The 10,406-nt window shown below is 64.4% G+C and carries 8 protein-coding genes and 1 pseudogene; 8 read left to right on the top strand and 1 reads right to left on the bottom strand.

Annotation, left to right across the window (positions count from 1 at the left end):
• A pseudogene (locus A6A05_RS20440) lies at positions 1 to 113 on the bottom strand (IS5/IS1182 family transposase); the annotation flags it as partial.
• A 196-nt stretch (positions 114 to 309) separates the two neighbouring features.
• On the opposite strand from A6A05_RS20440, the gene A6A05_RS22295 reads away from it, so the two are divergent.
• The 8 genes from A6A05_RS22295 to A6A05_RS19000 all read left to right on the top strand — a co-directional run bounded on the left by A6A05_RS22295 (position 310) and on the right by A6A05_RS19000 (position 10,297).
• Positions 310 to 618 carry a DNA-processing protein DprA gene (locus A6A05_RS22295; protein WP_483807287.1) on the top strand — a complete coding sequence of 103 codons (309 nt, stop codon included), beginning with the start codon at positions 310 to 312 and terminating at the stop codon, positions 616 to 618.
• 345 nt (positions 619 to 963) lie between these two features.
• The gene (gene mdh / locus A6A05_RS19030; protein ID WP_068504644.1) at positions 964 to 1,926 is read left to right on the top strand and encodes a malate dehydrogenase; all 963 of its coding nucleotides are present in this window, start codon (positions 964 to 966) and stop codon (positions 1,924 to 1,926) included.
• Between the two features lie 28 nt (positions 1,927 to 1,954).
• Entirely contained in the window at positions 1,955 to 3,151 is a 1,197-nt protein-coding gene (sucC, locus tag A6A05_RS19025) for an ADP-forming succinate--CoA ligase subunit beta (protein ID WP_068504642.1), read from the top strand.
• A gap of 1 nt (position 3,152) precedes the next feature.
• Entirely contained in the window at positions 3,153 to 4,028 is an 876-nt protein-coding gene (gene sucD / locus A6A05_RS19020) for a succinate--CoA ligase subunit alpha (RefSeq protein WP_068504640.1), read from the top strand.
• Between the two features lie 150 nt (positions 4,029 to 4,178).
• Entirely contained in the window at positions 4,179 to 7,148 is a 2,970-nt protein-coding gene (locus tag A6A05_RS19015; RefSeq protein WP_068504638.1) for a 2-oxoglutarate dehydrogenase E1 component, read from the top strand.
• A gap of 99 nt (positions 7,149 to 7,247) precedes the next feature.
• On the top strand, positions 7,248 to 8,450 hold the full coding sequence (odhB, locus tag A6A05_RS19010) for a 2-oxoglutarate dehydrogenase complex dihydrolipoyllysine-residue succinyltransferase (RefSeq protein ID WP_068504636.1): 1,203 nt from the start codon (positions 7,248 to 7,250) through the stop codon (positions 8,448 to 8,450).
• A 114-nt stretch (positions 8,451 to 8,564) separates the two neighbouring features.
• A complete protein-coding gene (lpdA, locus tag A6A05_RS19005) occupies positions 8,565 to 9,971 on the top strand; it encodes a dihydrolipoyl dehydrogenase (protein WP_068504634.1) in 1,407 nt (468 codons plus the stop codon).
• Between the two features lie 137 nt (positions 9,972 to 10,108).
• Entirely contained in the window at positions 10,109 to 10,297 is a 189-nt protein-coding gene (locus A6A05_RS19000; RefSeq protein WP_068504632.1) for a hypothetical protein, read from the top strand.
• Positions 10,298 to 10,406 lie beyond the last annotated feature (109 nt).

The raw sequence follows: 10,406 nt of genomic DNA, 5'->3' as shown, positions 1-10,406 counted from the left end.
AGAACGGCCAATGGCCTGATTTTGAGCCCCCCTTTTGCGCCGCTGGCGTGCTGGTGGGCACGAACGATGGTGGAATCGACGATCAAGTACTCAAAATCCGGATCGTCAGACATCTTCCCCTGACCGCGACGGGGATCGGAAACCTGCGAAAACAGCGACAGCAGCGAACTCGGCATCGGGGCAACCCTCAGGGGATGAGAGCCCCGTATAGATTCAGACAAAACCCGCGGAGGGAATCGTCTTTTTTGCTCACCCTCAGGCCGCTCCAGCGATCACTCCGTTAGCGTTGAACAGCCCTGCTCTCGAACCATGGAGAGAAACGCTCTTATCGTCGCCTTGAGCAAGGCGACAATCGTGATTGAGGCGGGTGCAACTGGGGGAACTCTTAATGCGGGCCTGGCGACTTTGGCTGCTGGCAAGCCGCGTTTCGTCGCGGTCTATGAAGATATGGGGGGCGCGGCCGTCGGTAACGCTGCATTGTTGGCGCGTGGCGGAACGCCCTTAGCCAGGAGCCGCACCACTGGGCGTGCCAATTTGGAGCGTGTTCGTGCCGCAACCCAAGGTCACGGTCATGCTCCCGCTCTTAAGCTGACCGGGGCGCAGCCCGCGCTTCTCTGACCAGAAGTGCTGTCGCCGATGGTCGCGGCACGGGTAGCCCTCCCTCCATCCGTCCTGCCCATGCCAAAAACGTCGAACCACCCGGTCGGGTAGGTTAAAACCTGACCCGGGTAGGCAAATTCGAACGAGTCCAAGGGTTTAGGCTGGCGCCGGCCGGCGGCGACTCGCAAGCCGAGAGAATATCGCGAATATCAGCCGATTCTAATGTTGCAGCGCGGGCGTCATCCCCCTTGCCCTGGGGCGCGAATCGCGTTACCTAAGCCACCCGGGATGCCGGCCACGTGTAATTTCGCGGCCCACCCGTTCGACCAGAACTCCGAACCACAGTTCGAGGGAACCTCATTCATGGCACGCAAGAAGATCGCTCTCGTCGGCTCCGGCAACATCGGCGGCACGCTCGCCCACCTCATCGGCTTGAAGGAGCTGGGCGATGTGGTGATGTTCGACATCGCCGAAGGCGTCCCCCAGGGCAAGGCTCTGGACATCCTGCAGTCGACTCCGGTCGAGGGCGTCAACTGCGCCTATTCCGGCGCCAACGACTATTCGGCCATCAAGGGCTCGGATGTGGTCATCGTCACCGCCGGCGTGCCCAGGAAGCCGGGCATGAGCCGTGACGACCTGGTCGGCATCAACCTGAAGGTGATGGAATCGGTCGGCAAGGGCATCAAGGAAAACTGCCCCGACGCTTTCATCGTCTGCATCACCAACCCGCTGGACGTGATGGTGTGGGCCCTGCAGCATTTCTCGGGCGTTCCGAAGAACATGATCTGCGGCATGGCCGGCGTGCTGGACTCGGCCCGCTTCCGTACCTTCCTGGCGGAAGAGTTCAACGTCTCGGTCGAGGACGTCACCGCCTTCGTGCTGGGCGGCCACGGCGACACCATGGTGCCGCTGGCCCGTTACTCGACCGTCGCCGGCATTCCGCTGCCGGATCTGGTCAAGATGGGCTGGACCACCCAGGAGAAGCTGGACAAGATCATTCAGCGCACCCGTGACGGCGGCGCCGAGATCGTCAATCTGCTGAAGACCGGTTCGGCCTTCTATGCTCCGGCCGCCTCTGGTATCGCCATGGCCGAGGCCTATCTGAAGGACAAGAAGCGGGTCCTGCCCTGCGCCGTCGAGGTCAAGGCCGGCACCTATGGTCAGGCTGACGACGTGTTCGTCGGTGTGCCGGTGGTGATCGGTGCCGGTGGCGTCGAGCGCGTGGTGGAGATCGAGCTGAACGCGGAAGAGCAGACCGGCTTCAACAAGTCCGCCGACGCCGTCCGTGGTCTGGTCAAGACCGCCAAGGGCCTGATGGGCATCTAAATCCCAGTCACAAGGGAGCAAACCCCCTATGAATATCCATGAGTATCAGGGCAAGCAGCTGCTTTCCAAGTACGGCGTTCCCGTGCTGAAGGGCGGCGTCGCCTACACCCCCGACGAGGCGATCCAGGTCGCCAAGGACCTGGGCGGCCCGGTGTGGGTCGTCAAGTCGCAGATCCATGCCGGCGGCCGTGGCAAGGGCACCTTTGTAGGCGACTCGTCGGGCAAGGGCGGCGTTCGCGTCGTCAAGTCGGTCGAGGACGTCGGCAACGCTGCTGACGCCATGCTGGGCAAGGTGCTGGTCACCCTGCAGACCGGCCCCGCGGGCAAGGAAGTCAAGCGCGTCTATATCGAGCAGGGCTGCGACATCCGTCGCGAACTGTATCTGGGCATTCTGATCGACCGCGGCACCTCGCGCATCACCATCATGGCCTCGACCGAGGGCGGCATGGAGATCGAAGAGGTCGCTCACAAGCACCCGGAAAAGATCCTGAAGGCTGCCATCGATCCGGTGCAGGGCTTCCAGCAGTACCATGGCCGCCAGCTGGCTTTCGGCCTGGGCCTGACCGGCAAGCAGGTCGGCGCTGCCGTCAAGTTCATGGCCGCCATGTACAAGGCGTTCGTGGATCTGGATTGCTCGGTGGTCGAGATCAACCCGCTGGTGGTGACCGGTGACGACCAGCTGATCGCCCTGGACGCCAAGGTCAATTTCGACGACAGCGCGCTGTTCCGTCACAAGGACATCGAAGAGCTGCGTGACGAGTCGGAAGAAGACCCGGCCGAACTGGAAGCCGCTCGTCACAGCCTGAACTACATCAAGCTGGACGGCTCGATCGGCTGCATGGTCAACGGTGCCGGTCTGGCCATGGCCACCATGGACATCATCAAGCTGTACGGCGGCGAGCCGGCCAACTTCCTGGATGTCGGCGGTGGCGCCACCAAGGAGCGCGTCACCACCGCGTTCAAGCTGATCCTGTCCGACGCCAACGTCGAAGGCATCCTGGTCAACATCTTCGGCGGCATCATGCGCTGCGACGTCATCGCCGAAGGCGTTGTCGCCGCTGCCCGTGAAGTGTCGCTGAATGTCCCGCTGGTGGTTCGCCTGGAAGGCACCAACGTCGAGCTGGGCAAGAAGATCATGGCGCAGTCGGGCCTGCCGATCATTGCCGCCGACAACCTCGCCGACGCCGCCGAAAAGGTGGTCAAGGCCGTGAAGGAGGCTGCATAAGATGGCTGTTCTCGTTAGCAAGGAAACCAAGGTGATCTGTCAGGGCTTCACCGGAGCCCAGGGCACCTTCCATTCCGAACAGGCGATCGCCTATGGCACCAAGATGGTGGGCGGCGTCACCCCGGGTAAGGGTGGCACCAAGCACCTGGACCTGCCGGTGTACGACACCGTCGCCGAGGCCAAGGCCAAGACCGGTTGCAACGCCACCGTGATCTACGTGCCGCCGCCGTTCGCCGCCGACGCCATCCTGGAAGCCATCGACGCCGAGCTGGATCTGGCGGTGTGCATCACCGAAGGCATTCCGGTCGCCGACATGCTGGCCGTCAAGCGCGCCCTGGTGGGTTCCAAGACCCGCCTGGTCGGCCCGAACTGCCCGGGTGTCATCACCCCGGGTGAATGCAAGATCGGCATCATGCCCGGTCACATTCACCAGCGCGGCAAGATCGGCATCGTGTCCCGTTCGGGTACCCTGACCTATGAAGCCGTCGCGCAGACCACTGCCGCCGGCCTGGGCCAGACCACCTGCATCGGCATCGGTGGCGATCCGATCAACGGCACCAACTTCGTCGACTGCCTGGACATGTTCCTGGGCGATCCCGAGACCCAGGCGATCATCATGATCGGCGAAATCGGCGGCGACGCCGAGGTCCAGGGCGCCGAGTTCCTGCGCGCCTCGAAGATCAAGAAGCCGGTCGTCGGTTTCATCGCCGGTCGTACCGCTCCTCCGGGCCGTCGCATGGGCCATGCCGGTGCGGTGATCTCGGGCGGCAACGACACCGCCGACTTCAAGATCGAGGCCATGCGTTCGGCCGGTATCGCCGTGGCGGATTCGCCGGCGGCGCTCGGCTCGACCATGCTGAAGGTCCTGAAGGGCTAAAATAGGAAGCGGCCCGACGGTACGCCGGCTCGTCGGGCCGCCTTTTTTCTGTCAGTGTATATCGCCGTGGTGATCAGCGGCGCCCGGCGGCGTAGCCCTCGTGTCTCCTGAAACGTGAAAGGGATGCGGGATCAACCCGCGTCAGCCCCCATGACGAAGCAGTTTGACGAAACCTCCTTCCTGTCCGGCGGCAACGCCGTGTTTCTGGCCGAGCTTTACGCCCGCTACATCGAGGACCCTGCCGCGGTCGATCCGTCGTGGCTGGCCTTCTTCCAGAACCTGAAGGATGACGGAGCCGCCATCGCCCGCGACTTCAAGGGCACCGACGGCGCCAAGCGCGACGTCAAGGTCATCGGCGCCATCGACCCCGAGGCCGCCGCCGCTGCCGTCGCCGCCGCCAAGAAGGCGGGCAAGGACGGCAAGGCCGCTCCCGCCGCTCCCGCCGCCGCTCCCTCGCAAGCCGACATCCGCCAGGCGGTGATCGATTCGGTCCGCGCCCTGATGATGATCCGCGTCTATCGTGTGCGCGGCCATCTGGAAGCCGACCTGGACCCGCTGGGCATCGCCGCCCGCGAGCCGCATCCCGAGCTGGATTACCGTTCCTACGGCTTCACCGACGCCGACCTCGACCGTCCGATCTTCCTGGACAACGTCCTGGGTCTGGAAACCGCCACGTTGCGCCAGATCGTCCAGATCGTGCGCGCCACCTATTGCGGCAAGATCGGCGTCGAGTTCATGCATATCCAGGACCCCGACCAGAAGGCCTGGCTGCAAAAGCGCATCGAAAGCGTGCGCAACCACACCGACTTCACCCCGCGCGGCAAGAAGGCCATCCTGGAACGCCTGGTCGAGGCCGAGGGCTTCGAGCGCTTCCTGCAGCTGAAATATACCGGCACCAAGCGCTTCGGCCTGGAAGGCGGCGAATCGGTCATTCCGGCCCTTGAACAGATCCTGAAGCGCGGCGGCCAGCTGGGCATCGAGGAAGTGGTGGTCGGCATGGCCCACCGCGGCCGTCTGAACGTTCTCGCCAATTTCATGAAGAAGCCCTATCAGGCGATCTTCTCGGAATTCCAGGGCAACCCGGCCAATCCGTCGGACGTCCAGGGCTCGGGCGACGTCAAGTATCACCTGGGCACCTCGTCGGACCGCGATTTCGACGGCAATGTCATCCACCTGACGCTCCAGGCCAATCCCAGCCACCTGGAAGTGGTCGATCCCGTGGTGATCGGCCGCGTGCGTGCCAAGCAGCAGCAGAAGAACGACACCGAGCGCAAGAAGGTCCTGGGCCTGTTGCTGCACGGCGACGCCGCCTTCGCCGGCCAGGGCGTGGTGCCGGAAACCATGCTGCTGTCGCAGCTGACCGGTTACTGCACCGGCGGCACCATCCACGTCATCATCAACAACCAGATCGGCTTCACCACCAGCCCGCAATATTCGCGGTCCGGTCCCTATTCGTCGGACATCGCCAAGGGCGTCCAGGCCCCGATCCTGCACGTCAATGCAGACGACCCGGAATCGGTGGTGCACGTCGCCCGCATCGCCACGGAATTCCGTCAGGAATTCCAGACCGACGTGGTGATCGACATGATCTGTTATCGCCGCCACGGCCATAACGAATCGGACGAGCCGGCCTTCACCCAGCCGTTGATGTACAGGAAGATCGCCAGCCATCCGACCACCCGGGCCATCTATGCCCGCCAGCTGGTGGCCGAAGGCACCCTGACCGAGGACGAGGCGGGCGGCCTGGTCACCGCCTTCCAGGAATTGCTGGAAAAGGATTACGAGGCGGCCAAGGCCTTCAAGCCCAACAAGGCCGACATGCTGGAAGGCAAGTGGCTGGGCATGGTCCAGCAGACCGACGAGGAAGAATACCGCGAGGACAAGACCGGCGTCGCCGTCGAGATCTTGAAGGACCTGGGCCACAAGCTGGCCGAGATCCCCGAGGGCTTCAACGTCAATCGCAAGATCCTGCGCCAGATGCAGGCCAAGAAGGAAATGATGGACACGGGCGCCGGCATCGACTGGGCGACGGCGGAAGCGCTGGCGTTCGGCACCTTGCTGGTCGAGGGTCATCCGGTCCGCCTGTCCGGTCAGGATTGCGGCCGCGGCACCTTCTCGCAGCGCCATTGCCGCCTGACCGACCAGGAAAACGAATCCCGCTTCGAGCCCCTGAACCGGCTGCGCCCGGACCAGGCCCATTTCGAGGTGATCGACAGCCCCCTGTCGGAAGAGGCGGTGCTGGGCTTCGAATACGGCTTCTCGCTGACCGAGCCCAACGGCCTGACCCTGTGGGAAGGCCAGTTCGGCGACTTCGCCAACGGCGCCCAGGTCATCATCGACCAGTTCATCAATTCGGGCGAGTCGAAGTGGCTGCGTATGTCCGGCCTGGTGATGCTGCTGCCGCACGGCTATGAGGGCCAGGGGCCGGAACATTCGTCGGCCCGCTGGGAACGCTATCTGCAGATGTCGGCCGAGGACAATTGGTCGGTGTGCAACATCTCGACGCCGGGCAACTATTTCCACGCCCTGCGCCGCCAGATTCACCGCAATTTCCGCAAGCCCCTGATCATCATGAGCCCCAAGAGCCTGCTGCGCCACAAGCTGTGCGTCAGCAAGCTGGACAGCATGGGCGCCGGCACCCGCTTCTACCGCGTGCTGGGCGAGACCGACAATCTGGTGCCCGACGTCAAGGTGCGCCGCGTCATCCTGTGCTCGGGCAAGGTCTATTACGACCTGTACGAGGAACGGGCCAAGCGCGGCATCAACGATGTCGCCATCGTTCGCGTCGAGCAGCTTTATCCGTGGCCGAAGGACGCCATCAAGAAGGAGCTGGCCCGCTATCCGAACGCCGACCTGCTGTGGGTCCAGGAAGAGCCGGCCAACATGGGGCCGTGGACCTTCGTCGACCGCCGCATCGAGTATATCTGCGAGGAACTGGAGATTACCGCCAAGCGTGCCGCCTATTGCGGTCGTCGCGCCGCGGCCTCGCCGGCGACCGGACTTTATAAGACCCATAATGCCGAGCAGGAATGGATCTGCGACATGGCGCTGTCGGGTGATGTCGCCAATCTGCCGCAACCCTTCCGTCGCGCCAGCAAGCTGTCGCGCCTGCACGCTTAAAGCCCGAGCGGCGTTTGAGCAGCCCGGCACGGGCATCTTTAAAGAATCGGGCCTGTTCCCCGCGAAGGGGGCAGGCCCCGGAATAAGGGAACCAAAGCAATGACCGCCGAAATCAAGGTGCCCGCCCTGGGCGAATCCGTTAGCGAAGCCACCGTCGCCAAGTGGTTCAAGAATGTCGGCGACGCCGTCAAGGCCGACGAGCCGTTGGTCGAGCTGGAAACCGACAAGGTCACCGTCGAGGTGCCCGCCCCGGCCGCCGGCGTCTTGAGCCAGATCGTCGTCGCCGCCGGCACGACCGTCGAAGTGGGTGCGCTGCTGGGCATGATCGGGGCTGGCACCGGCGCCGTCGCCGCTCCGGCCCCGGCTGCCGCCCCGGCCCCCGCCGCCGCCCCGGCTCCGGCCCCGGTCGCCGCCGCTCCGGCGGCTGCCCCGGCCTTCCCGTCAGCCGCCAAGATGGCCTCGGAAGCCGGCATCGACACCGCTTCCATCGCGGGTTCGGGCAAGGGCGGTCGCGTCACCAAGGGCGACGTCCAGGACGCCATTGCCAAGCCGGCCGCCGCTCCGGCCCCGGCCGCGCCCTCGGGTCCGCGCTCGAAGGCCGACCTGGAAGACCGCGTGCCGATGACCCGCTTGCGCAAGCGCATCGCCGAGCGTCTGAAGGAAGCCCAGAACACCGCCGCCATGCTGACCACCTTCAACGAGGTCGACATGGGCGCGCTGTTCGCGCTGCGTAATCAGTACAAGGACCAGTTCGAGAAGAAGCACGGCACCAAGCTGGGCTTCATGTCCTTCTTCGTGAAGGCCTGCATCGAGGCCCTGAAGGACTGGCCGGCGGTCAATGCCGAGATCGACGGCACAGATCTGGTCTACAAGAAGTACTACGACATCGGCGTCGCCGTCGGCACCCCCCAGGGCCTGGTGGTCCCGGTGGTCCGCAACGCCGACCAGCTGTCGTTCGCCGGTGTCGAGCAGGCCATCGCTGCCCTGGGCAAGAAGGCCCGCGACGGCAAGCTGTCCATGGAAGACCTGACGGGTGGCACCTTCACCATCTCGAATGGCGGCGTCTATGGCTCGCTGATGAGCACGCCGATCCTGAATACGCCGCAATCGGGCATTCTGGGGATGCACAAGGTCCAGCAGCGCCCGATGGTGATGCCCGACGGCAAGATCGAGGCCCGCCCGATGATGTATCTGGCGCTGTCCTATGACCACCGCATCATCGATGGCCGCGAGGCGGTCAGCTTCCTGGTGCGCGTCAAGGAATGCATTGAGGACCCGCAGCGCATCCTGCTGGCGATGTAAGAGAAATTCACCACAGAGGCACAGAGACACCGAGAGGGCAGTGTCTCGAAGCGCGCACGGCCTCTCTGTGCCTCTGTGTCTCTGTGGTTTATCCATTTTCCAGGAACGAAACCCATGTCCGAAAACACCTTCGACGTCGTCATCATCGGCGGTGGCCCCGGTGGCTATGTCGCCGCCATCCGCGCCGCCCAGCTGGGCCTGAAGACCGCCTGCGTGGAAAAGCGCGGCGCTTTGGGCGGCACCTGCCTCAATGTCGGCTGCATCCCGTCCAAGGCACTGCTGGCGGCCTCGCACGCTTTTCACGCCGCCGCCCATGAATACGCCGCCTTCGGCGTCAAGGTGGCCAAGGTGGAAATGGACGTGAACAGCATGATGGGCCACAAGGACAAGGTGGTCGGCGACAACACCAAGGGCATCGAGTTCCTGTTCAAGAAGAACAAGGTGACCTATGTGGTCGGTGCCGGCCAGATCACCGCTCCGGGCCAGGTCAAGGTCACGGGCAAGGACGGCGAGAAGATTCTGTCGGCCAAGGCGATCGTCATCGCCACCGGTTCCGACGTCATGGGCCTGCCCGGCGTCGAGATCGACGAAGAGGTCATCGTGTCGTCCACCGGTGCGCTGAAGCTGGCCAAGACCCCGAAAAGCATGGTGGTCATCGGCGGCGGCGTCATCGGCCTGGAGCTGGGCACCGTGTGGGGCCGCCTGGGTGCCGAGATCACCGTGGTCGAGTTCCTGGATCGCATCCTGCCGACCAATGACGGCGAAGTGTCGAAGTCGATGCAGAAGATCCTGGCCAAGCAGGGCATGAACTTCAAGCTGTCGACCAAGGTCACCAAGGTCGAGAAGAAGGGCAAGGGCGCCATCGTCACCGTCGAGCCGGCGGCCGGCGGCGGATCGGAAGAAATCAAGGCCGACGTCGTGCTGGTGGCCATCGGCCGCAAGCCCTACACCGACGGCCTGGGCCTGGACGCGGTCGGCGTCGCCGTCAATGCCCGCGGCTTCATCGAGGTCGATTCGCACTTCCGCACCAACGTCCCGGGCATCTATGCCATCGGCGACGTGGTCGGCGGCGCCATGCTGGCCCACAAGGCCGAGGAAGAGGGCGTGGCCCTGGCCGAGCAGCTGGCCGGCCAGCACGGCCATGTCAATTACGACGTCATCCCGGCGGTGGTCTATACCTGGCCGGAAGTGGCCGCCGTCGGCAAGACCGAGGAACAGCTGAAGGCCGAGGGCATCGCCTATAAGGCCGGCAAGTTCCCCTTCACCGCCAACGGCCGGGCGCGTTCGATGAACGAGACCGAGGGCTTCGTCAAGGTGCTGGCCTGCGCCACTACCGACCGCGTTCTGGGCGCCCACATCGTCGGCCCCAATGCCGGCGACCTGCTGGCCGAGCTGGTGCTGGCGATGGAATTCGGCGCGGCGTCGGAAGACGTGGCCCGGACCTGCCACTCGCATCCCGGCCTGGGCGAGGCGGTCAAGGAAGCCTGCCTGGCCGTGCTGGGCCGCGCCCTGCACGTCTAAGCGGATCAAATCCCCCCGAGGGCTTGGCCTTCGGGGGGATTTTGTTTTTGAACGGCGCATGAACCGACCGTTCAGCCTGGGTTCCGGGGCGGGTTGCTAAGGTCCTTGTCAGCAACCACCCCCCTGGAGTACCCCCCATGAAGACCTTGATTGCCGCCACCATCGCCGCCCTGTCGCTTCCCGTCCTGGCCGTCGCCGACGACCGTGTCCCGGAAACTGTTCTGCCGCCCGCCGCGGTGATCCACCAACTGGTCGCCGACGGCCATGACCTGCGCAAGGTGGAGTATGAACGGGGCCGTTATGATACCGGCGAACGCTCGATCTGACTCGGCGGGGCTTGCCAACCAGCGGCAACCATGAATCACTGGGGTTCCACCAGATACAGGGGGAACCATGTTCGGTAGGCTCAAGATATCGGAAAAGATGACGGCGGCG

Source organism: Magnetospirillum moscoviense (genome assembly GCF_001650635.1).
GTDB classification, from domain to species: domain Bacteria; phylum Pseudomonadota; class Alphaproteobacteria; order Rhodospirillales; family Magnetospirillaceae; genus Magnetospirillum; species Magnetospirillum moscoviense.
This window is presented reverse-complemented; position numbering and strand designations above follow the sequence as displayed.

Bases quoted from the DNA above. Each gene is read 5' to 3' on its own strand.
- A6A05_RS19015 (WP_068504638.1), top strand. From the start codon at position 4,179: ATGACGAAGCAGTTTGACGAAACCTCCTTCCTGTCCGGCGGCAACGCC.
- A6A05_RS19000 (WP_068504632.1), top strand. From the start codon at position 10,109: ATGAAGACCTTGATTGCCGCCACCATCGCCGCCCTGTCGCTTCCCGTC.
- sucC (WP_068504642.1), top strand. From the start codon at position 1,955: ATGAATATCCATGAGTATCAGGGCAAGCAGCTGCTTTCCAAGTACGGC.
- A6A05_RS22295 (WP_483807287.1), top strand. From the start codon at position 310: ATGGAGAGAAACGCTCTTATCGTCGCCTTGAGCAAGGCGACAATCGTG.
- mdh (WP_068504644.1), top strand. From the start codon at position 964: ATGGCACGCAAGAAGATCGCTCTCGTCGGCTCCGGCAACATCGGCGGC.
- lpdA (WP_068504634.1), top strand. From the start codon at position 8,565: ATGTCCGAAAACACCTTCGACGTCGTCATCATCGGCGGTGGCCCCGGT.
- odhB (WP_068504636.1), top strand. From the start codon at position 7,248: ATGACCGCCGAAATCAAGGTGCCCGCCCTGGGCGAATCCGTTAGCGAA.
- sucD (WP_068504640.1), top strand. From the start codon at position 3,153: ATGGCTGTTCTCGTTAGCAAGGAAACCAAGGTGATCTGTCAGGGCTTC.